The 24,639-nt window shown below is 68.9% G+C and carries 13 protein-coding genes and 1 pseudogene; 6 read left to right on the forward strand and 8 right to left on the reverse strand.

All coding sequences use genetic code 11. The features are described 5' to 3' along the window. Positions 1–29: 29 nt before the first annotated feature. From E8A74_RS41580 to nth, 3 genes are all read left to right on the forward strand, one after another. Positions 30–5,366: a serine/threonine-protein kinase gene (locus E8A74_RS41580; RefSeq protein WP_170229770.1), complete on the forward strand. Its 5,337-nt coding sequence runs from the start codon at positions 30–32 to the stop codon at positions 5,364–5,366. A 328-nt stretch (positions 5,367–5,694) separates the two neighbouring features. Further along, positions 5,695–7,518: a Fic family protein gene (locus E8A74_RS41585; protein WP_232379982.1), complete on the forward strand. Its 1,824-nt coding sequence runs from the start codon at positions 5,695–5,697 to the stop codon at positions 7,516–7,518. 171 nt (positions 7,519–7,689) lie between these two features. Then, positions 7,690–8,544: an endonuclease III gene (gene nth / locus E8A74_RS41590; RefSeq protein WP_211365571.1), complete on the forward strand. Its 855-nt coding sequence runs from the start codon at positions 7,690–7,692 to the stop codon at positions 8,542–8,544. Between the two features lie 50 nt (positions 8,545–8,594). Here nth and E8A74_RS55195 read toward each other — a convergent pair. The 6 genes and pseudogenes from E8A74_RS55195 to E8A74_RS41620 form a co-directional block, all read right to left on the reverse strand. Then, a pseudogene (locus E8A74_RS55195) lies at positions 8,595–8,937 on the reverse strand (methylmalonyl Co-A mutase-associated GTPase MeaB); the annotation flags it as partial. 108 nt (positions 8,938–9,045) lie between these two features. Next, the gene (locus E8A74_RS41600) at positions 9,046–12,825 is read right to left on the reverse strand and encodes an FAD-dependent oxidoreductase (protein ID WP_136934683.1); all 3,780 of its coding nucleotides are present in this window, start codon (positions 12,823–12,825) and stop codon (positions 9,046–9,048) included. A gap of 118 nt (positions 12,826–12,943) precedes the next feature. Then, positions 12,944–14,281, reverse strand: coding sequence for an acetyl-CoA carboxylase biotin carboxylase subunit (accC, locus tag E8A74_RS41605; protein ID WP_136934684.1), 1,338 nt, complete (start codon positions 14,279–14,281; stop codon positions 12,944–12,946). 28 nt (positions 14,282–14,309) lie between these two features. Then, a complete protein-coding gene (gene accB / locus E8A74_RS41610) occupies positions 14,310–14,747 on the reverse strand; it encodes an acetyl-CoA carboxylase biotin carboxyl carrier protein (RefSeq protein WP_136934696.1) in 438 nt (145 codons plus the stop codon). A gap of 135 nt (positions 14,748–14,882) precedes the next feature. After that, a complete protein-coding gene (aroQ, locus tag E8A74_RS41615) occupies positions 14,883–15,344 on the reverse strand; it encodes a type II 3-dehydroquinate dehydratase (protein ID WP_136934685.1) in 462 nt (153 codons plus the stop codon). After that, complete coding sequence (locus tag E8A74_RS41620) at positions 15,341–15,697, reverse strand: roadblock/LC7 domain-containing protein (protein WP_136934686.1); 357 nt, start codon at positions 15,695–15,697, stop codon at positions 15,341–15,343. Before E8A74_RS41620 ends, aroQ begins: the two co-directional genes overlap by 4 nt. A gap of 370 nt (positions 15,698–16,067) precedes the next feature. Here E8A74_RS41620 and E8A74_RS41625 point away from each other — a divergent pair, with 370 nt between their 5' ends. Continuing rightward, on the forward strand, positions 16,068–17,894 hold the full coding sequence (locus E8A74_RS41625) for an aconitase family protein (RefSeq protein ID WP_136934687.1): 1,827 nt from the start codon (positions 16,068–16,070) through the stop codon (positions 17,892–17,894). A gap of 60 nt (positions 17,895–17,954) precedes the next feature. Here the strand turns inward: E8A74_RS41625 and E8A74_RS41630 are convergent, their stop codons facing one another. Then, positions 17,955–20,090 carry a DUF4139 domain-containing protein gene (locus E8A74_RS41630; RefSeq protein ID WP_136934688.1) on the reverse strand — a complete coding sequence of 712 codons (2,136 nt, stop codon included), beginning with the start codon at positions 20,088–20,090 and terminating at the stop codon, positions 17,955–17,957. A gap of 94 nt (positions 20,091–20,184) precedes the next feature. On the opposite strand from E8A74_RS41630, the gene E8A74_RS41635 reads away from it, so the two are divergent. Then, positions 20,185–21,585, forward strand: a complete 1,401-nt coding sequence (locus E8A74_RS41635) for a sulfatase (RefSeq protein WP_136934689.1) — start codon at positions 20,185–20,187, stop codon at positions 21,583–21,585. Between the two features lie 19 nt (positions 21,586–21,604). Beyond that, positions 21,605–22,117: a hypothetical protein gene (locus E8A74_RS41640; RefSeq protein WP_136934690.1), complete on the forward strand. Its 513-nt coding sequence runs from the start codon at positions 21,605–21,607 to the stop codon at positions 22,115–22,117. A gap of 10 nt (positions 22,118–22,127) precedes the next feature. Here E8A74_RS41640 and E8A74_RS41645 read toward each other — a convergent pair whose 3' ends face one another. Further along, a complete protein-coding gene (locus E8A74_RS41645; protein ID WP_136934691.1) occupies positions 22,128–24,518 on the reverse strand; it encodes a DEAD/DEAH box helicase in 2,391 nt (796 codons plus the stop codon). Between the last annotated feature and the right edge of the window lie 121 nt (positions 24,519–24,639).

A 24,639-nucleotide genomic window follows, 5' to 3' on the forward strand; every position in this document is an offset into this window, starting at 1 on the left:
GCCCCCGCGAAGGATCCCGAGGAGATTTCATGTCGATCGATATCGTCCGAGGTGAGCTCGAGCGCCTCTTCTCGCTCGATGAAATGACCGCGCTGTCGAGCGAGCTGCTCGGGCTCGATCCGGCCCAGGTGGGAGGCGCCGTCTCGAAGGCATCCTTCGCTCGCGCGCTCACGGATCGTTGCTTCGAGAACGACGCCGAAGGCGCGCTGCTCGACGCGATCTTCGCTGCGAGGCCCGAGGCTGACGCGAAGCTGCGCGAGCTCGTGAAGAAGGGCACCGGAGCTGACGCCGAGATCAAGGCCGGCGAGGCGTTCGGCGCGTTCACGGTGACGCGCAAGATCGGCGAAGGCCCGCGCGCCGTCGTCTACGCCGCGACACGAAAGGTCGAAGGCGAGGAGAAGCCCCAGGAGCGGATCCTCAAGGTCTTTCGCAAGGACGCCGCGTCCGGTCCGCGTGCTCTCCAGCGTTTCCTCACGGCCGTCCGGCTCGCCGCGAAGGTGCAGCACGAAGGCCTGCCCGTGTCGCTCGAAGCCGGCGTCGCCTCGGGACACGCGTACATCGCGTACGCGCCCGTCGATGCCCAGCCGCTCGCCGCGCGCGTGACGCGCACGGGCGCGCTTCACATCAACGAGGCGCGTGAGATCGTCCGCTCCGTCCTCTCGGCCCTCGCCGCGCTGCACGAGGCGCGCGTCGTGCACGGCAACATCAAGCTGGAGAACGTGCTCGTCGGCCGCGGCGAAGGCGGCAAGGTCCGCGCGTACCTCGTCGACGCTGGCTGCGATCGCCTCGACGCCATCGTGGGCGGGCCGTTCGGCGTCCCTGCGCTCGCGCGCGCCCTCTCGCCCGAGCAGATCCGCGGCGGCGCGATCGACACGCAGAGCGACATCTACGCGTTCGGCGCCCTCCTCTTCGAGCTGCTCGCGGCCAAGCCTCCGTTCGGCGGCGAGACCGGCGCCGACGTCGCGGCCGCGCACCTCGTCCGCGAGGCGCCGGCTGCGTCCACGGTCGCGCCGAAGGGCTGGGTCAACAAGGAGCTCGACGAGATCATCGCGCGCCTGCTCGACAAGAACCCGGGCACGCGCCCCAAGGGCGTGAGCGGCGCGCTCGACCTCGTCGATCCCAAGGCCAAGACCGCCGAGGAGGCGCCCAAGGGCAAGACCTACACGGACGAGGAGATCAACGACCTCGCCGATCTGCTCCTCGCCGATCCCACGGACCACGACTCCGCTCTCGCGCTGGAGAGCGCCTCGCGTGACGGCGCCGATCCGCACAAGGTCGCCGAGGCCTTCGTCATCGCGGCCTCCGAGGTCGACGAGGGCGAGAGCGCGGGCGAGAAGATCAAGGCCGCGGAGACGAAGAAGCAGCTCCTCTTCCGCGCCGCCCGTACCTTCGAGAACGTCGCGAAGGATCTGGAGAAGGCCGAGGGCGTGCTCGAGCAGATCGTCGAGCTCGACGCGGATGACGACGTCGCGTTCGGCGCGCTCGAAGACGTGCGCCGGCAGCTCGGCAAGCACGAGGAGGTCGTCGAGATGCTCCTCGAGCGCAGCGAGAAGGCGCAGGATCCGCCGGCGCGAGCGCGCGCGCTGAACGAGATCGGCCGCCTCTACGTGCGCGAGCTCGAGGACATCGAGCAGGGCGTCTTCGCCTTCGCGCAGGCGCTCTCCATCCTCCCCGAGAACCAGGACTACGCGAAGGATCTCGAGCGCTCGGCCGGCAGCGACATGAAGGTCTGGGCCGAGGCGCTCCAGATCCTCAGCACTGCGACGACCAGCGCGGAGATGTCGACCGAGTCCAAGATCGCGCTCTTCAACCTGCTCGGACGCTGGTACTCCGAGAAGATCGCGCGGCCCGACATGGGCTTGCCTTGCTTCCAGGCCGTGCTCTCGGCCGAGCCTGGGCACGACGGCGCGCTCGACGGCATGGCGCAGCTCTACCGCCGCGCGCAGCAGTGGCAGGAGCTCTGCCAGATCCTCCAGACCCGCGCCGATCGCGCCGCGACGCCGGAGCGATCCCGCGAGATCCGCGCCGAGGCTGCCGACGTCCTGGAGACGCGTCTCAACGACGCCTCGCGCGCCCGTGACCTCTTCGAGCACATCTTCCAGGAAGATCCGAGCAACGACAAAGCCGCCGAGGCGCTCGGCCGCATCTACCACCGCCAGGAGGACTGGGCCGGCTACGCGAAGATCCTCGAGCGCCGCGCCGACGCGCTCCGCGGCGAGGCCCGCGTCGAGGCGATCTGCAAGGTCGCCGAGCTCTACGAGGATCAACTGAACGACCTCAACGAGGCCACGCGCCGCTACGAGGCCGCGCTCGACGTCGATCCGCACGGCCTCACCGCGCTGCGCGGCCTGGATCGCATCTACAACCGCACGGGCCGCTACAAGGAGCTCGTCGGCAACCTGGAGAAGCAGATCGCGATCAGCGCGACGCCGCGCCAGAAGATCAACCTCTACGAGCGGCTCGCCGGCATCCACGACGAGCAGTTCCTCGATCACGGCAAGGCCGCCGAGGCGTACGAAGCGATCCTCCAGATCGATCCGGCGCACGAAGGCACGCTCACTGCGCTCATGCGGCACTACCGCGCGCTCGAGCGCTGGGAGGACGTCGTCTCGCTCTACGAGCGCCTCCTGCGCATCGTCACCGAGGACAAGCGCCGCATCGACCTGCTCCTCGCGATGGGCCGTGTCCTCGTCGAGCAAGTCGGCTCGCCCGAGCGCGCCTCCAAGACGTACGAGAAGGTCATCGAGATCGACCCGCAGCACGGCGGCGCGCTTGAATCGCTCGCGAACGTCCGCGCCGCGAGCGGCGACGCGCTCGCCGCGCTCTCCGCGATCGAGTCGCTCGCCGTCAAGGCCACGACCCCCGAGACGCGCGCCGATCTCTGGATCCGCGCCGCCAAGCTGCTCGACGACAAGGGCGATCGCGACGGCGCGATCGAGCGTTACAAGAAGGCCCTCGACGCCCAGCCTGGCAACGTCGCGGCCTCCACCGCGCTCCGCACCGCCTACCTCGCGCGCGGCGACGCGACCAGCGCCGTCGAGCTCCTCGGCCGCGAGATCGACGCCGCCGAGGGCAACCTCGCGAAGGCGCGCCTCTACGGCGAGATGGCCTTCCTCCTGCACGAGAAGCTCAAGGACGCCGATCGCGCGCAGGCCGCCGCGACGAAGGCGATCGATCTCGATCCGACGAGCATGAAGGCGCTCTACGTCTCGGGCGAGATCGCATTCACCGCGTCTCGCTTCGTCGAGGCGTCCAAGCACTTCGAGTCGCTGGCGAACCGCTCCGACGCGATGCCGAAGGACCTCGCGCTCGACGTGCTCAGCCACTACATCGACGCGCTCAGCAAGATCGGATCGACCGAGAAAGCCGTCTCCGTCCTGCCCACGCTCCTCGCGCTCGCGCCCGACGTCCCGCAGGCGATCCGCCGCGCGGCGAAGGTCCGCTACGACGCCAAGCAGTACAAGGAGAGCGCCGCGCTCTACGTCGATCTCACGAACCGCTTCGGCGAGAAGCTCGACCCGATCGATCGCGCCGAGGCGATGCTCTACCTCGGCCAGGCGCGGCTCTCGCTCGGCGAGGTCGAGGAGGCGGTCCTGCCGCTGCTCGACGCGGCCGACCTCATGCCCGAGGCACCCGAGCCGATCGCGGCGCTCGTGCGCCTCTACGAGGCGAAGAAGGACTGGGAGGAGGTCATCCGCCTCAAGATGCGCCGCATCGACGTCGTCAGCGGCGACGAGCGCGTCGCGCTGCTCCTCGACGTCGGCGACATCATGGCCGCGCAGCTCGGCGATCGCACCCGCGCCGCGAAGAGCTACGTCGCCGCGCTCGACGAGCGCCCGGACGATCGGAAGATCCTGACCAAGCTGATGCAGCTCTACAGCGAGGAAAAGGACTGGTCGAAGCTCATCGAGGTCGTTCTCAAGCTCGCCGGCAAGATCGACGACAAGCGGCAAAAGGCGAAGTACATGCACACCGCCGCGATCGTGAGCTGGCGTCAGCTCGGCGACGCGGACAAGGCGATCGAGTACTACGACCAGGTCCTCGAGCTCGATCCCTCGCTCGACAAAGCACTCGCCGAGGCGATCGAGGTCCGCGAGCAGAAGAGCGACTGGGAGGGCGTCGAGCGCCTCGTCCGCGTCGATCTCGAGCGAGCGACCGAGCGCAACGAGACGGCGAAGGTGCTCTCCACGATGGAGAAGCTCGGCGCGCTCTACAAGGACAAGCTCGGCGCCATCGCGGACGCGATCGACGCCTACGAGGCCGCGCAGTCGCTCGATCCCGAGAACCACGAGCGCGAAGAGCTGCTCGCCAAGCTCTACGCGAGCGACCCCGCGCAGTACCTCGACAAGGCCGTGACCTCGCAGTCGATCCTGCTCCGCAGGAACCCCTACCGCCCCGAGCCCTACAAGCTCCTGCGCAAGCTCTACACCGAGTCGAAGCGCGCCGACTCCGCGTACTGCCTCTGCCAGGCGCTCACGCTGATGAGCTTCGCCGAGCCCGACGAGGAGCGCTTCTTCAAGCGCATGCGCTCGGATACGGCGGCCGCGGCGCAGGTCCCGCTCGGCGAGGAGGACTGGTTCGCGAACCTCACGCACCCCGACGCCGACCCGCTCCTCACGAACGTCTTCGCCGTCATCCAGCCGGCGGTGATCATGAAGAACGGCCAGCCGCTCGAGGCGCTCGGCTACCAGATGGCCTACGCCATCGACCTCATGCGGCACCCGTACCCGCTCTCGCAGACGATCGTCTTCTCGGCCGGCGTGCTGGGCCTCGACTTGCCCCTCTGCTTCCAGAATCCCATGGATCCTGGAGGGCTCTCGTTCCTCCACGCCCACAATCCCGCGATCGTGCTCGGCGCTGCCGCGCTCGCCACGGAGGTCCCCCCGCAGATGGGCGCGTTCATCGCGAGCCGCCACCTCACGTACTACCGGCCCGGCATGTACCTCCGGTACCTCGTCCCCACGGGCACGGGGCTCCGGGCGTGGCTCTTCGCCGCGATCAAGCTCATTTCCCCGAACTTCCCGATCTCCAAGGACATCGAGGGTCCGGTGAAGGAGAACCTCGCGGTCATCGAGGCGGTGATCACGGGCGCCCGCCGCGACGAGCTCGCGAGCGCCGTCACGAAGCTCCTCCAGGCCGGCGCGATCGACCTGAAGAAGTGGGTCGCCGGCGTCGACCTCACGGCCGACCGCGCGGGCTTCATCGTGGCGAACGACCTCGAGATTTCCCAGGAAATCATCAAGGCCGCCGACGACGCCGCGAGCGCCGTGCCGCAAAAAGAGCGCCTCAAGGAGCTCGTCCTGTTCGCGGTCAGCGAGGACTATTTCGCCATTCGTCGTAAGCTTGGCATCAACATCGACGCCTGAGCGCGTCGTTCGACCCCGCGCGAACGGGGGCCGGATCTCGGGGTTTGGGGTGACGGGCGCCGCCAGGCGACCCGGCGCCCCAAGCGTCGCGTGGAGGATCCGAGCGGCTTTTTCGCGTGTTGTCGGGCCGGGGGGTACGAATTGAGGCGACGCGGCCGCGGCGTTCGTGCAAGAACAGCGGTTGACGGGCAAAATCCTTGGTTGCTACCCTCACGCCCCGTCGCAGGGGCCCGAGGGGCCCGACAGACTCATCGTGCCGTGTCGCCGCGGGGGGTTCTCCGAGCGACCGCTGGAATCACGCTCCATGGCGGCTAAAAAGACCCGTAAATTGGCCAAAAACACCAAGAAGAAGGCAGCTCCCCGAGCCAAGGCGAGTCGGCGCGCGGCCCCGCCCCGAAAAACGGCGGCGGCGAAGCTCAAAAAGAAGCCGCGCGCGCAGGCCACGAAGCGAGCGAAGCCAGCCGCGAAGAAGGCCGTCCGCAAGGCCGCCGCCGCGCGCGCGACGAAACGCGCAACGGTGGTGAAAAAGCGCGTGGCTGCCAAGAAGGCCAAGGCGACGGCAAAGCCGAAGAAAAAAACGGTCGTCCGCGCCAAACGCGCGCCGGTCCGGAAGGCGCAAAGCCCTGCGAAGAAGAGGGTCAAGCGCGCGATCGCGAAGAAGAAGTCGAAGAAGGTCGCGCGCAAACCCGCCCGCGCCGCCGAGCGTCGCCAAGCCCGCGCGATCCCGCGCAAGAAGAAGGCGGCGCTCCCGAAGGTCAAACGCGCGGCGCGCCCGGCCGCGAAGGCTCGCCCGGCGAAGCGCGTCGCCAAGCCGGCCCGCCCGAAGCGCCCGGCGCGGCCCGCCCCGAAGGCCCGCGCCGTCGAGAAGGCCCGCAAGAAGGCCGAGCTCCGGGAGGCGCGCGAGGCGAGGGAGGCCAAGGAGGCCAAGAAGTCCGAGGCCGCCGCCAAGGCCCGCGCCGCGCGTGAGGCGGAGGAGGCCGAGCGGCTCGCCGCCAAGGCCGAGCGGCTCGCCGCCAAGGAAGCTCTCCGAAAGGGGAAAGCGGCGAAGAAGGACAAGGCGGCCCGCAAGGAGAAGGAGGCCGAGCAGGCCCCGGCGCCGAAGGAGAAGGCCAAGGCCCTCCCGCTCAAGGAGAAGGGCAAGGCCGCCAAGGAGAGGCCGGCCGAGGAGCGCGAGCCGGCCGCCAAGGAGAAGGGCGCCAAGGAAAAGGGCGCCAAGGAAAAGGGCGCCAAGGAGAAGGGCGCCAAGGAGAAGGGCGCCAAGGAAAAGAAGAAGGGCAAGGAGGGCAAGCTCCTCAAGGCCGACAAGCCGCGCGAGGGTCGCCTCATCGCGGTGCGCGAGCCTGCGCCCCGGGTCGTGGCACTCCCGCTGCCGCTCCTTCCCCCGCAGCGCCGCGCGACCATCGAGGAGCGCTCGGAGGTCATCGAGAAGCGCCTGACCTCGCAGAGCGAGGAATTCCAGAAGAACTACACGGACCGCTTCGACATGTCGTGGATCTTCCACGACAGCGCGCTCGAGGGCGTCGTGTACACGTTCGAGGAGCTACGGACGGCGCTCTCCGGGTATGCCCCGCCGGTCTCGGACACGAACCTTCAGCCGACCTACGACGACATTCGCCGCCACAAAGAGGCGATCGAGTTCGTCCGCGATTACGGCAAGAAGAAGCTGCCCATTACGATCGACGTGATCAAGAAGATCTACCTCATCCTCCATCCGGAAGAGGGAGACATCAAGACCGTCAAGTATCGCAAGGACATCCCGCAGCACCGGCTGTATTTCCACGAGTATGCGCCGCCGGACAAGATCGCCTACAAGGTGCGGCAAATCGTGGATTGGCTGAACGATCCCGAGACGCGCAAGACCCGCAATGGCCTGCGCATCGCCGCCCGCGCCCACTACGACCTCCTGCGCGTCTATCCCTTCCAGTCGGATAGCGGCAAGGTCGCGCGGCTGTTCATGAACCTCCTGCTCATCCGCTCGGGCCTGCCGCCGTCGATCATCCACTCGACCGAGCGCCAGCGTTACTACGAGGCGCTCAAGGGCTCGGCCACGACCGTGCTCCAGATGGTGCAGGAGGCGGTCGAGAACGCGCTCTCCAGCGTGGAGAAGCTCCTCGACGAGTACGAGACGCGAAAGCGTGCGTTCGTGAGCTGATCCCGAGACAAACCCGGGCCCCACGCTTGGGGCTCCGGATCGCCTGACGGAGCCCGAAGTTGCAACCCCTGTTTGCACGAGGGGTTCCAGAAGGTAAAACCATCGCCCCGTCGATGACGCTCATACCGAGCGAGATCGCGGGGCGATGGCCATTTCTACCCGGAACTCAGCATGACCGTGACGAACCAGCCGCGCGCGCTCGCCCAGGAGACCTTCAGGCGCCTCCGCGTGATCCACCCGGACGCGCACTGCGAGCTCGACCATGTGAACCCGTTCCAGCTCCTCGTCGCCACGGTGCTGAGCGCCCAGACGACGGACGTGCTCGTCAATCAGATCACGCCGAAGCTGTTCGCCCGCTGGCCCGACGCGCCCTCGCTCGCGAAAGCCCCGATCCCCGAGGTCGCGGCGCTCCTGCGCGAGCGGCTCGGGATGTTCAACCAGAAAGGGAAGAACATCGTCGGGCTCGCGAAAAAGCTCGTGGAGAAGCACGGCGGCGAAGTGCCACGGACGCTCGCCGCGCTCGTGGAGCTGCCCGGCGTCGGGCGAAAGACGGCGAACGTGGTGCTCGGCGTCGCGTTTGGCCGGCCCGAGGGCGTCGTGGTGGATACGCACGTGCAGCGGTTGTCCCAGCGGCTCGGCTGGACCACGGAGCAGAAGCCCGAGACGATCGAGAAGGCGCTCTGCGCGCTGTTCCCGCCCGAAGACTGGAACATGGTGTCGCTCGTTTTGATCTTCCACGGGCGGCGGGTCTGCTTCGCGAGAAAGCCCGCGTGCGCCGCGTGCGGGGTGAACGACGCGTGCCCGAGCGCATTCGCTGCGGAGAACGTGGGGCGCAAGCCGCCGAGGAAGCGGCCGACCGTGGTCATCGAGGCAGCGCCGAAGAAGAAGGCCGCGACGACGAAGGGCGCCACGAAGAAGGCCGCGGCGACGAAAGCGGCCGCGAAGGTCGCCGTGAAGAAGGGCAGCGCGACGCGGATCGCGCCGAAAAAAGCGGCCGCGAAAGGGAAGGGGAGCGGGCGGGCTTAACCTGCTTCTGGATGTCGAGCGTGCCCGCCGCGTGCCTCGGCTGTGCACGCCCGCCTTCACGACCTCGCCGACGAGCGCGGTCATGAGCTCGAGGTCCCGCACCGCCGCGTCCGCGCCCTCGCGATCCGCCTTGTTCACGGCGAACACGTCTGCGCATTCGAGCAGGCCCGCCTTGATCGCCTGCACGTCGTCGCCGAGCCCCGGCGCCATCACCACGAGCGTCGTGTCCGCCGTGCGCGTGATCTCGAGCTCGTCCTGACCGACCCCGACCGTCTCCACGAGGATCACATCCGCGCCCCACGCGTCGAGCACGCGGATCACGTCCGCCGCCGGGCGTGACAAACCACCGAGCGCGCCGCGCGTCGCGAGCGATCGGATGAACACCTCGGGATCGCTAGGTAGTCCACGGTGCGATCGTCCGCCAGAAGGCAGGCCCGGGCCGTGCCACGCATGTCCCGGGCGAGCACCTTCTCGGCGAGCGGGTGCACGGCGCGCGCGCCCCTAGATACGCCTGTGATCTGGCTTTTTCGCGAGGATCCGATCCAGCCACATGTTCGTGAGCTTCTCCTGCGCGCTGTTCGCGCGGAGGCGCGCCGTCAGGTTCTTGAAGTCCACGCGATCGATGGGTTGGTCCTGGTTGTAGCAGGTGAAGACGAACTGCTCCTTGCCCGTCTCCGGATCCACCCAGCGCTGCAGGCACTGCGCGCAGACCTCTTTCATCATGCACTGCATCGGCGAGTTGATGCTCACGATGCCCACGTGCTTCGGGTTCAGGTGCGGCGCGAGCACGCCGTGCCGCGCCTCGCGCACCGCGTTCATCATGCGATCGGATCCGATCGCGATGATGCGGTTCACCTGCGAGAGCTTGAACATCTCGCCGCCGAGCGCGCCCTCCGCGTAGGCCTTCATCGCCTGCACGATGTTGCCGCGGAAGTGACGATCCTCGGCCCTGCGCGGGGCGATCTCCGCGCCGGCGTCCGTGCACCACACGACCTGATCCGTCGCGGCCTCGATCTCCTCCTGCTTGAAGAGATCCTGGCCCATCTTGTAGCCCGCGAAGTACACGACGTTCGCGCCGCTCGCCTTGAGCGCCTTCGCGATCGAGAAGAGCACCGCATTGCCGAGGCCGCCGCCCGCGAGCAGCACAGTCTCGCCCGTGGGGATCTCGGTCGGCGTGCCGGTCGGGCCCATGACCACGACCTCCTCGCCCACGCGGAGCGCGGCGAGCAGGCGCGTCGACGTGCCCATCTCCAGCGCGATGAGCGAGAGCAGGCCCTTCTCCTTGTCGACCCACGCGCCCGTGAGCGCGATGCCCTCCATCGCGAGGCGCGTGTCGTCGACGACCTTGGAGAACACCTCGTAGTTCTGCAGCCGGTAGAACTGGCCGGGCTCGAACTTCCGCGCCGCGGCGGGCGCGCGCACGACCACGTCGATGATCGTCGGCGTCAGGCGCTCGACCTTCACCACGACGGCCTTGAAGTCGTCGTCGAGCCTCGTGTAGAGCGCGCGCCGCCGCTCGTCCCGCGCGGCCTGCGGCTCCTCGCCGAGGCGCTCGATGTCCTTCGCGAAGAGCGAGACCACGTGCGGGTATGCGTCCTTCGCGCTCGCCATCGCCTTAACCACGCTGCCGGCGTAGTACGGGTGGTTGTCGCCGTAGAAGCTCACCGCATGCGCGCCGTCGCTGTAGCTCGTGAAGAACCCTTCGCGCGCATCCGCGACGGCCTCGACCTGGAGCTTGCCCGCCTCGTCGACGAACGCCTTGTGCGGCTGGAAGTACTGCTTCCTCTTGTCGAAGGCGAACGTGCCGGGTTTTTCCTTCTCGTACATCACGTTCGGGCTCGTGCCCGCCGCGACGCACACGCTGCGCGCCGCGAGCTCCACGATCTCGCCGCTCGCGGTCCACTTGCCGGCCTCGTCGACCTTCTGGCGCTCGAAGGTCATGGCGCGCACGTGCCCGCGCTCGTCGAGCACCGCCTCGACCGGCGCCATGTTCTCGATGTAACGAACGCCCTCTTCAAGCGACTTCGCGACCTCTTCGTGGTTCAGGCGATACGCCGGCGAGTCGATCACGCGCTTGCGGTAGACGAGCGAGACGCCGCCCCACGCGTCGAGCAGCTTCTGCAGGTTCGGCGTGCGGCCCTCGCGTTGCGCCTTCTCGCGCTCCTCGCGGATCTGCGCGGCGTGCGCGCGTTGCTCCAGGATGAACTCGCGCTCCTCCTCGTCGAAGGACGCCATCGCGGCGGCCTCGCCGCGCTCGGCGATGATCTTCGCCACGCGCGTGTCCGTCTTCTCCGCCTGGATCATGTAGTAGGCGATGAGCTCGGTCGCGGTGTCGATCGCCGTGAGGCCACCGCCGATCACGATCGCGGGCAGCCGCACCTGCAGGTTCGCGAGCGACGAGCGCTTGTAGGCGCCCGTGAGCTGCAGGGCCATGAGGAAGTCGCTCGCCTTGCGGATGCCGCGCGCGACGTTGTTCTTGAGCGGGATGATCGTCGGGCGGCCAGCGCCCGCGGCGATCGCGACGTGGTCGAAGCCGAGCTTCCACGCGTCGTCGAGATCGAGCGTTCCGCCGAAGCGCACGCCGCCGTAGGCGCGGAAGTTCTGGTGACGCGCGAGCGTGATGTAGAGGACCGTCAGGAAGTTCTTGTCCCAACGAACCGTGATGCCGTACTCGCTCACGCCGCCGAACCCGAGCAGGATGCGCTCGTCGAGCTCGGTATAAAGCTTCTTGTAGTCACGCACCGGCCGCGGCGCGCGCGTCGCATCGCCCGTCAGCTCGACGGGGAGCGGCTCGATCTTGAGACCATCGACGGCGGCGACGGCAAACCCTTCGAGCGCGAGGTGGTGCGAGAGCGTGTAGCCCGCGGGCCCGAGGCCCACGACGAGCACGTTCTTGCCGATGTACGGGCGCGGGTGCGGCCGCTTCACGTTGAGCGGGTTCCAGCGCGAGAGCAGGCCGTAGATCTCGAAGCCCCAGGGCAATCCGAGCACGTCCGTGAGCACGCTCGTCTCGATCTGCGGGATGTTGACCGGCTCCTGCTTCTGGAAGACGCACGCCTTCATGCAGTCGTTGCAGATGCGGTGACCGGTGCCGGGGAGCATCGGGTTGTCGATGCAGACGAGCGCGAGCGACGCGATGGAGTCGCCGCTCCGGCGCATCACGTGCATCTCGCTGATCTTCTCGTGCAGCGGGCAGCCGTTCAGCGTCACGCCGAGCGGGTTCGGCTTGATCGCGCCGGTCTTGTTGTCGCGCAGCCCCTTCGAGCACGAGTCCTTGTCGCGGTCGTGGCAGTAGAGGCAGTAGTCGACCTCGCTCTCGACCTCACGGGCGCTGCCGCGCCGATCGGTGAGCACGAAGCCGTCGCGGTGCCGCCGCTCGTGCTCGGGGCCGACGAAGAGCTCGGGCAGTTTGTCGTCGGCGCGGCGGAGCTGGACGAGCTGGTTGTGATCGAGCGTCGCCGGGGCCTTGAGCGAGCCCCACCGGCGCGCCGGATCGTGATGATCGGCGCGCCGCGCCGCGAGCCACGCCTCCACCGCGTCGAGCGCGAACGCGACGACCGCGCCGTCCTCCGCGTCCGTGGGCGCATCCCCTGCGACGGCCACGGCGCCCGCGGCGACCTGCGCCAGCATCGGATCCGCCGCGATCGCGGCCCGCACCTTCGCCGCCTGCTCGTGCAGCTCGGGCGTCCACGAGGCGCCGCCCGCCTTCGCGGCCTTGCGCGCGACCTCGTCGATCGCGACGAGCACGAGCGTCGCCGACGCGACCGCGAGCTCCTCCACCTCGGAGCCGCACTCGAGCCGGCTCGACTCGGCGCCGACCGCCGTGAGCGCGCGTCGCGCCGTGTGCGCGGCCTCGACGGCCGTGCCTTTCCAGGCCTTGCCTGCGCTCGGCTTGAAGAGGCGCTTCTTCGCGAAATCCTTCTTGAACGCCCAGAGCGGCGAGCGCTCCTCGGCGCCCGCGGCGAGCGCTTCCACTTCACGCTCCACGCCGAAGAGGCGCGCGACGAAGCGGGACAGGTGCGGCGCGCCGACGAGCAAGGACTCCGAGATCTCCTCGGCGCTCATGCCGCTCCCCTGGCACGCGCGGTACTTCGAGAACCGCTCGTACCCCGTGGGATCCGCGGCCTCGAAGTACGCGTAAAACCTCCCCGTGAGCTCGGCCAGACGAGCAGCGTCGAAGAGATCGGCGTACACGAACCCTGGCTCGCCGAGGACGAGCTCGGAAGGCTCGGAGGTGGCGTTCACCCAGGAGGAGAAGTCGACTTGCAGACCGTCTTGCATCACCCGCGTCCCTGTCGTGACTGCTGTCTTTAGCGATGAAATATGGGGAAGCCACCCCGACGATAGAAGGGGACTCGTCGAGATTCGCTCACGCCTGTCCGGCTCGTTCGTGCTTTCCCTAGAATCGTAGTCGCTCGATCGTGCGTGTAGACATCTTGCCGGCGACCACGTCCGGATCCCGCAGGAGAGCCTGGTGGAGCGGGATGTTCGTGCGGATACCGCCGATCACGAACTCGTCGAGCGCGCAGCGCATGCGGGCGATCGCTTCCGCGCGGGTGGCGCCGTGCGTGATCACCTTGGCGAGCATGGGATCGTAGTTGTTCGGCACGCGGAAGCCGCCGTAGACGCCCGAGTCGACCCGCACACCGCCGCCGCCCGGCGGCAAGTACTCGGTGATGAGGCCCGGCCAGGGGACGAACGTGCGCGGATCTTCCGCGTTGATCCGGCACTCCAGCGCATGCCCGCGGAGACCGAGGGCGCGGCCGCTCGGCAGGGAGAGGGCTTGCCCCGCGGCAGCGCGGATCTGGTTCTCCACGAGGTCGATGCCCGTCACCAGCTCGGTGACCGGATGCTCGACCTGCACGCGGGTGTTCATCTCCATGAAGTAGAGATTCCCACGCTCATCCATCAAGAATTCGAGCGTCCCGAGCGAGGTGTAGCCAGTCTCCACGAGCGCGTGGGTGCACACTTCGGAGAGCTCGGCGCGTTTCTCCGGCGTCATGACCGGGCTCGGCGCCTCCTCGATGATCTTCTGGTGTCGGCGCTGCAAGGAGCACTCGCGCTCGCCGAACGTGAAGATGTGACCATGGCCGTCGCCAAGCACCTGCAGCTCGATGTGCCGCGGCTCCTCGACGAACTTCTCCAGGTAGACGTCCGGGTTCTTGAAGCCCGCCTGCGCCTCGCTCGTCGCCGTCTCGAAGGCGCGGCGGATCTCGCTGTCGTCGCGCACGACACGCATGCCACGACCGCCGCCGCCGCCCGCGGCCTTGAGGATGACGGGGTAACCGATGCGCGCGGCCTGCTCCGCGGCGTCCTCGCCGTCCCGCAGGACGGTCGTGCCGGGGAGGAGCGGCAGCCCGAACCTCTTCGCGGCTTCCCGCGCGCGGACCTTGTCGCCCCAGAGGCGCATCGCCTCGGGCGTGGGGCCGATGAACGTCAGGCCACAACGACGGCAAAGCTCGGCGAACTCGGCGTTCTCCGAGAGGAATCCGTAGCCCGGGTGCACCGCGTCGGCGCCGGTGATCTCGGCCGCTGCGATGATCTGCGGGATGTTGAGGTAACTACGTCGCGGATCCGCGGGGCCCACGCACACGGCCTCGTCAGCGAACCGCACGTGGGGCGCGGCCGCATCGACGTCCGAATGAATGGCGACCGTGCGGATGCCGAGCGTGCGGCACGCCCGGACGACGCGCATCGCGATCTCGCCGCGGTTGGCGATGAGGATCTTGCCGAACAAGGCTCCTACCTCTCTGCCGCAGCGGCGCTCACCCGCGCTTGACCCTGAAGAGCCTCTGACCGAACTCGACCGGCTTGCCGTTCTCGACAAGGATCTCGTCGATGATGCCACCGCAGTCGGACTCGATCTCGTTCATCAGCTTCATCGCCTCGATGATGCAGAGCGCCTGGCCTTCTCGAATGTGGCTCCCGACCTCGACGAAGGGCGGCGCCTCGGGGGAGGGGGAGCGGTAGAAGGTGCCGACGAAAGGCGAGGTGACGTACGTGCCCCCTTCGGCCTCGCTCGCGACCGCGCGGGGCGGCGGGGCGGCGGGGGCGACCTCGGCGCGCTCTTCGTAAGCGACGACGCGCGCGCCCCCCGCGCCACGCGCGAGCCTGATACGCACGTGCTCGTCCTCGAACTCGAACTCGGTGACGTTGCGCTTCTCGAGGACGCGAAGCAGCGTCCGGAGCTGCTTGAGGTCGATGTTCATGCCGATCCGTTCCCGCGTGGTGGCGGCCGCTCTACCTTGGAAGCGACCCGCCAGCGTCGGGGTGCTTTCTAGCGGAAGGACGGCAAAAAGGAAGGGGATTCGGGGGCGACACGGGCGTGACGCTGGCCGTCAACTTTCACGCTGCTGCAGGTGGTAGACGAGCCCCAGCAAGCCGAGCACGTACGACGCGGGACCGAAGCCGGCGACGGTGCCGAGACACGCGCCGGCCGTGATCGAGTGGTGACGGAAAGGCTCGCGCGCCGCGGTGTTCGTGATGTGCACCTCGACCACGGGCAGGCCACTCGCGCGGATGGCGTCGTGCAGGACGACCGAGGTGTGGGTGAGTCCGGCGCCGTTCATGACGATGCCGTGAAAGCCTCCGTCCGCGGCGCGCCCGATAGCCGTCACGAGCTCGCCCTCGTGGTTCGATTGCAGGAACGAGACCTCGACGCCCTCTCTCCGCGCGACCTCCTCGACGGCCTTGTGGATGTCGTCGAGGGTGGTCGTGCCGTAGATGGAAGGTTCGCGCTTGCCGAGCCTGTCGAGGTTCGGCCCCGAGATCACGAGGACGCGCTTCGGCGAGGTGCTCACATGTCCTTGAGCAGCACCGGCGCCTTGACGCGCAGCATGTACCGGGCCTTGCCGACGTTACCGTCTGGCCGCACGGAGACCGCGACGAAGTGCCGCTCGTTCAGCACACGGATGACCGTCGTCACCTTCGCCGCTTCGATGGCGATCTCGGCGGTATCACCGGCCTCGAGCATCTGGGCCGCGCGCTGGATCGACTTGATGACGACGCTGAACTCCGCGCCGATCGTGTTGATGTCGAAGGGGGCATCGGGCTTCGAGTAGCTGTCGACCGGGATGCCCTCGAAATCCATGAGGAGGCTGGCGATGCCACCCTCGGTGCCTTCGACGACCTCCTTGAGGACGCTCTGGAACATGGGCTGAAACCTTAGCGAAACCCGAGGCGGACGGGAAAAAGAAAGGGGAGGTTCGTTCAAAGAGCCTCGGATTTGAGGCCTGGCACCCCAGGACGCCCGTCCGTCCGGCCGCTCTTTCCGTCCTCCGATCGTCCCGGCAGTCTCGGGGGAGCCTCTTTTGCCTCTTGCATCCCGATGCCAACCGGTCCATTCCCGCACCTACGGGCCCGCCCTCACCGGCGCTTGACCCTCGTCCCGCCAAGCGGCTAACGTGCGTCGCGGCTACGTGCCCACCGACCCATCGCGGTGGCACCTGGTTTGTCCCCACGTATCCGAACGAGAAGGACGGCCCAAAGAAATGCGCGCACGAGCCGGGGATCCCCCCCGCACGATGCCCCAGAAGATCCTCGCGGGACGCGCCGCCGATCCGCAGCTCCGAGGAGATCTGGTCCAGGTCAAGGTCGATCAGATCATCCTCTCGCGATCGCCCAACCGGGCCCTCGGCGAGGCGCTCTCGGCCGGGATGAAGAAGACCCCGGTCGAGATGGCCGTGGCCTACGACGGTACGTGCGTGACCGACGCGCGCGCGCTCGCCGACGTGGCCGCCGGCGCGCCGCAGGCCGTCTCGCCGGAGCTGCCTGCGTACAACGTGCCCATCGCCCGCGGCGGCATCGGCTTCCCCGCGCCCGTGCACCTCGAGCGCTTCGCCGCGCCGGCGAGGCTCGCGCTCACGGACGACGCGCGCCTCGCCCCCGTCGGCGGGGTCGGGATGTTGACCCTCGTGGTCTCGCCGAGCCAGCTCGGCCAGGCCCTCGCGACGGGCTCGACCTGGGTGCGCCCGCCACGCAGCGTGCAGATCCACCTCTCGGGCCGCGTGCGCCCGTTCGTGTGCGCACGCGACGTGGCGCTCGAGCTCCTGCGCCGGGGCATCGACGAGATCGTGCGGCGCATCGAGGCCGAGCACCACGCGCCCGTCGTGCTGGAGTTCGCGGGCCCGAGCGCGCGCCTGCTCTCGGTCGCGGAGCGCGCGGTGCTCTGCGGCATCGCGCCGCAGGTCGGCGCCGCCGCGGCCCTGTTCGTGAGCGACGAGAAGACGGAAGTGTTCCTCCGGGATCAGCGCCGCTCCAAAGCGCACCGCGCCCTCGTCCCCGACCCGGGCGCGCCGTGCGAAGAGGTCGTCTCGCTCGATCTCAGCACGGTGGATCCGCTCCTCATGGACGAGGCGGGCGTCGTTCGGCCCGTCCGGGATCTCGCGGGCAAGCCCGTGGGTCAGGTCGTGCTCGGCGGCGACTCGGGGGTGACCCTCCGCGACATGCTCGCGGCCGCGCTCCTGCTCAAGTCGAAGCGTGTTCCTTCCCGGCTCGATCTGCTCGTGGCGCCGCCGTCGCGCCAGGTGCTCGAGGTCCTCGCGCAGTCGGGCGCGCTCGTGGATCTCGTGGCGACGGGCGCGCGCATCATCGAGCCCGATCGGCGCGTCGTGACGGGCGAGTTGTATCCGCCGCCGGCGGGGACGCTCTCGCTGCGCACGGCGGAACCCGCCCCGCGCGTGCCGGGCGTGCCGTCATTCGTCGTGGCCTCGGCCGAGACGCTCGCGTACGCGGTGGCCACGGGGACCGTCGGCGATCCGCGCTCGTTCAAGCGCCCCGTGCGCGTGACCGTGCCGCGCGCGCTGCCCACCGACGACGTGCTCGTGCTGCGCGACAAGAAGGGCGAGGGCGCGGCCGCGGGCAAGTCGCCCGCCTTGCCGCCGCCGGCGTCGTGGAAGGGGCCGCTCGTGCTCGACCTCATCGAAGGCGCGTCTCGACCGAGCGCGAACGGCAAGCCCGCGGAGGTGCCGCCGACGCCCGGAGGTCCGCCCCTCGCGGGCGGCGTCGTGGTCGTGCTGCGCTCGCTCGACGAGGTCCGCGCCGTCGTGGAAAAGACGATCGATCTGCCCGCGCTCCGCGCCGTCGTCGCGCCCTTTGTCCCCAGCACGGCCGTGGCCGCGCTGGCGAGCGAAGGCATCGCGACGTTCGAGGTGCCGCCCGCGTCGCTCGACGGGTTGAAGGGGCAAAAGAGCCTCTCCTTGCCCGAGCCCGCCGCGTGGGGGGACAAGGTCGGCGCTGTCGTTGGAGAGCAAACGATCCAGATGACCTGGCTCGCGCTCGGTGCGGAGCGGACGTGGACGCACGCGGGGACGTCGCGTTCGCCGGGTTCGTCGAAGGCCTCGAAGGCCTGAAAGAGGGGAGGGGGGCCCTCGCGGCGTCGGCCGCGCGGCGCCCCCCCGCTCACGCGCGCGTCACGGGGTCGGCAGCGCCTTCTCCAGCTTGATCGAGGCGAGCAGATCCCGCAGCCGCACCGACTGCTCGTTCACCTCGATCTCGAGGATCGTCAGGCGCTTCGTGAGCTCGCCGAGGCGCGTCGAGGCCTTGCCGAGCCGATCCGTGAAGTCCTGCCGCATCTTCTCGGTGTTCTGGCGCGACACGGTATCCCGCGGGTCGTCCTTGATCTTCTCGATCGCCTTGAGGTTGCGCCGGAGCTGCTCGCTCTCGCGCTCCAGCGTGTTCTGCTCCGACTGGAGCTTGTTCCGCTCGTCGAGCGCCGTGCGCAGCTTGCCGCGCGCCTCCCACGTCTTCTTCAGGTCCGCCACCACGGCCTTGTCGGCGCGCGCGTCGTTCATGTAGGCCTTCACCGCGTCGTCGGCGAGCTGCGACAGCACGTCGACCTGGCGCGTGAAGCTGCGACGCTCCTCCACGTCGAGCACGTTCGTCCCGCGCTTCGGCGTCGCCTGCGGGACGAGCGCGCTGCCCGTGCCGACGTTGTCCTCCGTGCCCTTGGGCGGGTTTTCGAGCCGCGTGCCGGGCATCCGCGCGTGCTTCACGAGCGTCTTCGCGTCGAGGTCCGTGCCGTTCTTGATCGTGTACTTCGTGTGGTAGACCCAGTCGCGCTCGATGAAGAGCTGCCCCGCCTCGATCTTCGCGAGACGCGCGCTGAGCTCGTCCTCCGTGCGATCCGTGGTCACGGCGAGGCCACGTTCGAGGGCGAACGGCACCGTGGCGACGGCCCCGGGCGGCAGCGGATCGACCATGCCTTGCCCGAGGAACGCGCCACCATCGAACACCGCGATCGGCCCCTTTTCGAGGATGCCCTTCGTGTTGTTCGTGAAGCGCGCGACGCGGAACGGATGCGCGAACGAGTCACGCACGCCGCCGTCGGGGGAGAAGAGGAAGATCGCCTCGCCGGGCACGCTCTGCGCCAGCAAGAGGACCATCGTCGCGCTCTTGTTCGGGATGTCGACGGGGAAGGGGAGATCGTAGCGCGTCGTGCCGCCCTCCATCGCGACGGCCGCCAGCGCGTTCACGTTGCGCGGGTTCGACGGCGTCACCGGGCGCGGCATCTCCGTCGGATACGGCATTTGCGAGGCCGCACTGCCAGTGCCGGGATATCCGCCGCCGTAGTTCGCCGCCACGCGACCCTTCTTCGCGGGCGCCGCTCGCGTCGTCGACGAGGTCGGCCCCCCCAATCGACCCCGACCCGCGGCAAAATCGCCGTCTTCCGCCTCATCCTTCGCGGCCTCGGCCTCTGCGAGCAGACCGTCGAGGCTCTCACCTTCCTCGGTGCCCGACGCGTCCATCGGCATGGGCGGCGGCGGCGGAGACGCCGGCGGCGCAAACGTGGGCAGGCTCGTCTCGCCCACGGGCACCGACGCGATCACCTCGCCTTCATCCGTCACCACGGGGCGCGGCGGCACCACGGGTTTGTCGAGGGTCGCCTGGAACGCGAGCGGCGCGCCCGCGACGAGCGAAAGCCGCACGCCCTTCCAGTCCTCGCCCGACTGGTTCTGCACGATGCCCCAGGCCTGCAGATCCGCCTTCCCCGAGCCGGTGCTCTCGCCCTTGCCGATCACCAGGCGATACGAGGGCCGCCAGACCGGCGTCTCCGCGACGTACCCGACCACGAGATCGTGCTCCTCGCCGTCGAGCGAAAGCCGCACCGTCTCGCGCCCATCACCCTTCTTCTTTTTCTTCGGCGGCTTCGGCGGCTGCGGCGGCATCGGCACGCCGTAACGCGGCTCGGGGGCCGGCTCGGCCTCGGCGTCCTCGTCCTCCTCTTCGCCGTCGTCGGCTTCCTTGTCCTTGTCGAGCTCGACCGGGAACGACGCGCTGCGCACGCTGCTCCCTCCCTGCTCCATCACGGCGAGCGTGGCGAGGAAGTCGCCGATGCGCTCGGTGCGGACCTTGAACGCGACCTCGGGCTCTTCCACGTGCCCGGCACGCTCGTAGTACCCGACGCCGTTGCGGTAGATGACCACGCGCCGCAGCGCGAGACCGCTCTGTACGTCGGGCCCGCGCGCGCATCCCGCGAGGGGGACCGCGGAGGCCAGAAGGAGGAATCCACCAACAGTGCCCAGTCGAAAGCGAGAAAAACGGCTCATGCGTTGCCTCGAACGCGCGAGGATACGCGCCCTTACAGCAAAATGTGCGGTTTTCGCGGCCGTCCGGCACGAACGGGGGTAGATAGCCGGCGCCATGCCCTCTGCTCTGCGCTGTACCGCGTTCCTGGCCCTCCTCGGGGCCTCCGCTGCCTGCACCCAGAACGGCGAATCCCAGCCCCCGAAGCCTGCTGCGACGCCTGCCGCGGAGGCCACGAGCGCCGCAGCTCCGGTCGTCTCGATCGCACCTGCCGCGAGCGCGGCGCCGGCCGCCCCGACCGCCGAAGCCCCGAAGGCCGCGCCCGCCGATGCGACGGGCCTCCCGAAGGACCTCAACGTCCTCGTGGTCACGGTCGACAGCTTGCGGGCTGACATGCCCTGGCTCGGCTACCCCCGCGACATCGCGCCGGTGCTCACGAAGTTCGCGAAGAGCGCGGTCTCGTACTCGCGCTTCTACGCCATCTCCTCGTACACGGCGATGAGCCTCGGCGGCTTCCTCGCCGGCCGGTACCCGAGCGAGCTCGAGCGCAGCGGCTACTTCTTCGGCAACTACCCCGACAGCGTGCTCATGTTCCCCGAGCTCTTGCAGAAGGCCGGCGTCCGCACGTTGACCGCGCACGCGCACTTCTACTTCGATCAGAAGGCCGGCTTCCGGCAGGGGTTCGACGTCTACGAGATCATCCCGGGCCTCTCGGTGGACAACACCACGGACAAGAACGTCACGAGCCCGCAGCACTTCGATCTCGCGAAGAAGATCCTCTCGGAGAAGGCGAACACGGGCGGCCGCTTCTTCGCCTGGTTCCACTTCCTCGACCCGCACGATCAGTACATGCCGCACGACGGCATCGGCCCGTACGGCAAGTCGACGCGCGACAAGTACGACGCCGAGGTCACGTTCACCGATCAGCACCTCGGCAAGCTCTTCGAGTTCGTCGATTCCCAGGAGTGGGGCAAGCGCACGGCGATCCTCATCTCGAGCGACCACGGCGACGCGTTCGGCGAGCACGGCATGTACCGCCACGGCTTCGAGCTCTGGGACGTGCTCACGCACGTGCCGCTCATCATCCGCGCCCCGGGCGTCGTGCCTCGCCAGATCGACGAGCCGCGCAGCGGCGTCGATCTCGCGCCCACGATCCTCGAGATGTTCGGCCAGCCCAAGGATCCGGCCATGCAGGGCACGAGCCTCGTACCGGAGCTCTACGGCAAGGATCCCGAGAAGCGCGACGTGATCATGGACCTGCCGCGCACGAGCGACAACGACCGCCGCCGGGCCTTCGTCCGCGGCGACTACAAGCTCATCGCCGAGGGCGACGACGCGGGCTACCGCTTCTTCAACGTGAAGGACGATCCGGCCGAGAAGGTGGATCTCAAGAAGAAGAACGCGGACGAGTTCGAGAAGATCAAGGCCGCCTACAAGGAGAAGAGCGGCACGATCAAGGACGTCTGCCCGAAGATGCGCGAGAAGCTGAAGGGCAAGAACAAGAAGAAGCCCTGCTGAAGGAAGGGAGCGACGAGCCGTGGACAAACTCACGCGAGGCGCCTCGGGGCTCCGCCACCTGCGGTGGGCGCGCGAGATCTACGCGACGCTGGCCGCACACGTGGAGCACAGCGGGTTCGACGGCGAGTCGAAGAAGGCGCTGCGCAAAGAGCTCACGCGGCTCGACAACTGCATCCAGGAGCTCTCCGGCGCCGTGAAGGCGTACCGCGACTTCCTGGAGCGCGAGCGCGTGCGGTACCGCGGCGCGATCCGCGCGGCGACGTTCAAGCCACACGCCTCCGACGGGGAGCGCCTCGGGGAGGCGACGGCCGTGATGGATCGGGAGTCGCTGCCGCGCCAGCGCACGCTGAAAGCCGCGCTGGAGCTCGCGATCGCGGAGCTACGCGCCCACCTGTCCGAGATGGACACGCGGATCGCAGGGGTCGTGTCCGAGGCCTTCGTGGAGAACCTCTACCCGCCGCTCACGAAGGACCGATCCCGCGTCGCCGACGTCGGCGACGACGACGACGACGCGGCGGGGCGCGACGACTGACGCCCTCGTTTCAGTGAAAGATCGAGGCGAGCAGCCCGAGCGCCGCCTTCTTCCGGATCCCGTCTCCGCTCGTCGCGCCCACGCACATCGGGCACCCGGCCTGGCACGTGCACCGTGAGACGAGCTGCCGCGTCCGCGCCACGAGCTCGTGCGCCGACTCGTAGATCCGCTCCGCCAAGCCCACGCCGCCCGGCACGTTGTCGAAGAGGAAGATCGTCGGATCGAACCCGGCGTGCGGCCCGCCCGACGCTTGCGGCGGCTGGCCAGTCGACGCTTGGGGGCTCCGCCCGCTTACGCGGTCTACGCCCCCAAACCCCCCGTCCTCGCCGCCGTCGCCGAGCGTCTGCCCGAGGTCCCGCGGATCGCACATCAGCGCGAGCGTCGAGACCGTCTCCAGCGCGACCGCGATCCCGCGCATCCCCTCGATCGCGGCGGCACGCCCGAGCCCGAGCTCCATGCACACCTCCTCCGGCACCGTCAGCCAGAAGCTCGTCGTGTGCATCTGCATGTCCGGCAGCCGCACGTCGCCGTAGCCCGTGTTCTCGTGCGTGTGGAACTTGATCTTCTTGTACCCGACGATCTTCTCCACAACGCTCACCTCGCCCCAGCCGGACATCGCCCGGCCGAGCGGCGCGCGCGCGCTCTCCTCGATGACGGCCACCTTTCGCTTCGTCATCGCGGTCGTGAAATAGTCGGGCTCGACCTTCGTGACGAACGCCTTGTGGTTCTCGTAGTCGAGCTTCTCCACTTGGTACTGCTCGCCGTCGTGCTGGTAGATCGCCTGCTCGTGCAGCATCGTGTGCGTCGAGCGGAAATCGAGCTCGGCGAGGACCTTGCCCTGGGCGCGATCGATGATGACGAAGTTGTCCCAGCCCACGGTCCTTAGGCTCACGTGGTTCGCCGGGTACGCGTCCGTCGACCAGTGGAACCGATCCTCGGACTCGTGCACCACGCCGTGCCCGGCGAGGAAACGCAGCGCCGCCTCCGTGTTTTCCGGCGCCATGCCGCGGTAGTCCTCGCCGCGCAAGAACGGCATCTCGAACGCCGCGCACTTGAGGTGCTGGATCAGGATCTCGGTGTTGTCCGGATCGATCCGCGCCTGCTCGATCTCGCCGCGCAGGAGGTACTCGGGGTTCGTCGCCAGGTACTGATCGAGCGCGTTCGAGTTCGCGACCATCACCGCGATGCTCGTCCCGCCGCGCCTCCCTGCGCGGCCGAAGCGCTGCCACGTCGCCGCGATGCTGCCCGGGTAGCCCGCGCAGACGACCGCGTCGAGCTCGCCGATGTCGATCCCGAGCTCGAGCGCGTTCGTGGCCACGACGCAGAGGATCTCTCCTTCCCGAAGGCCGTGCTCCACGCGCCGCCGTGTCTCCGGCAGATAACCGCCGCGGTACGCCATGATCGCGTCGGGCCCGACCTCGTCGCCCACGCGATCCCGCAGATACTTCAGCATGATCTCCACGGAGTTCCGCGACTGGCCGAACACGATCGTCGGCACGCGCGCCCGGATGAGATCCACCGCGAGGCGCACCGACGCCTTCAACGTGCTCGCGCGCACGCCGAGCTCCGCGTTCACGACGGGCGGGTTGTAGACGAAGAGCCGCCGCGCCCCCCGCGGCGCGCCCGACTCGCCGACCACGCGGATCCGATCCTCCGGCACCCCGAGCAGCCGCGACGCGTGCTCCCCCGGGTTGCCGATCGTCGCCGTCGCGCACAGGAAGATCGGATCCGACCCGTGGAACTGCGCCACGCGCCGCACACGCGCGAGCACGTGCGCCACGTGCGATCCGAACACCCCGCGGTACGTATGCAGCTCGTCGAGCACCACGTACTTGAGCCGCTGGAACGTCCGCGCCCAGTGCGCGTGATGCGGCAGGATCCCCGCGTGCAGCATGTCGGGGTTCGTCATCACGATGGGGCTGCGCTCGCGGGCCGCGCGCCGCGCATCACCGGGCGTGTCCCCGTCGTAGACGATGGCCGGGATGGTGAGCCCCGCGTCGCGGATGAGCTTCTGCACCCCGGCTTCCTGGTCCCGCGAGAGCGCCTTCGTCGGGTAGAGGTAGATCGCGCTCGCGTCGGGATCGGCCATGAGCGCCGAGAGCACGGGCAGGTGGAAGCACATGCTTTTGCCGCTCGCCGTCGGCGTCGCGACCACCACGTGCTTGCGCTCCCGCGCGGCCACGAGCGCCTCGGCCTGGTGCGCGTAGAGCCGCGTGATCCCGCGGGACGCGAGGGCGCGGCGGAGCGCGTCGGGCAGATCGGCGGGGATCTCGCGGTAGTCGCCCTCGGACGCGGGCAGGGCCCGATCGGCGGTCAGGCAAGGGCGCACGTACCCGGAGGCGAGCCAGCCTTCGATCACGGCATCAACGCCCACGGGCTGCTTCCACGGCGGCAGCGGCATTGGTAAATCCTACCTTGTTCTGCGCGACCATCCGCGCATGGTTCTGGCAAGACTCCCGTTCAAACCGTGCGTGCGGATTTCCCGCACACGGCTTACCGGTGGTCTCTCGGGCAGCGGCATC

This window comes from Polyangium fumosum (assembly GCF_005144585.1).
Lineage (GTDB): Bacteria > Myxococcota_A > Polyangia > Polyangiales > Polyangiaceae > Polyangium > Polyangium fumosum.

What these genes read in the sequence shown, in the direction of transcription:
- E8A74_RS41580 (WP_170229770.1), top strand. Translation starts at nt 30, where the DNA reads ATGTCGATCGATATCGTCCGAGGTGAGCTCGAGCGCCTCTTCTCGCTC.
- nth (WP_211365571.1), top strand. Translation starts at nt 7,690, where the DNA reads ATGACCGTGACGAACCAGCCGCGCGCGCTCGCCCAGGAGACCTTCAGG.
- E8A74_RS41600 (WP_136934683.1), bottom strand. Translation starts at nt 12,825, where the DNA reads ATGCAAGACGGTCTGCAAGTCGACTTCTCCTCCTGGGTGAACGCCACC.
- E8A74_RS41620 (WP_136934686.1), bottom strand. Translation starts at nt 15,697, where the DNA reads ATGTTCCAGAGCGTCCTCAAGGAGGTCGTCGAAGGCACCGAGGGTGGC.
- E8A74_RS41625 (WP_136934687.1), top strand. Translation starts at nt 16,068, where the DNA reads ATGCCCCAGAAGATCCTCGCGGGACGCGCCGCCGATCCGCAGCTCCGA.
- E8A74_RS41630 (WP_136934688.1), bottom strand. Translation starts at nt 20,090, where the DNA reads ATGAGCCGTTTTTCTCGCTTTCGACTGGGCACTGTTGGTGGATTCCTC.
- E8A74_RS41635 (WP_136934689.1), top strand. Translation starts at nt 20,185, where the DNA reads ATGCCCTCTGCTCTGCGCTGTACCGCGTTCCTGGCCCTCCTCGGGGCC.
- E8A74_RS41645 (WP_136934691.1), bottom strand. Translation starts at nt 24,518, where the DNA reads ATGCCGCTGCCGCCGTGGAAGCAGCCCGTGGGCGTTGATGCCGTGATC.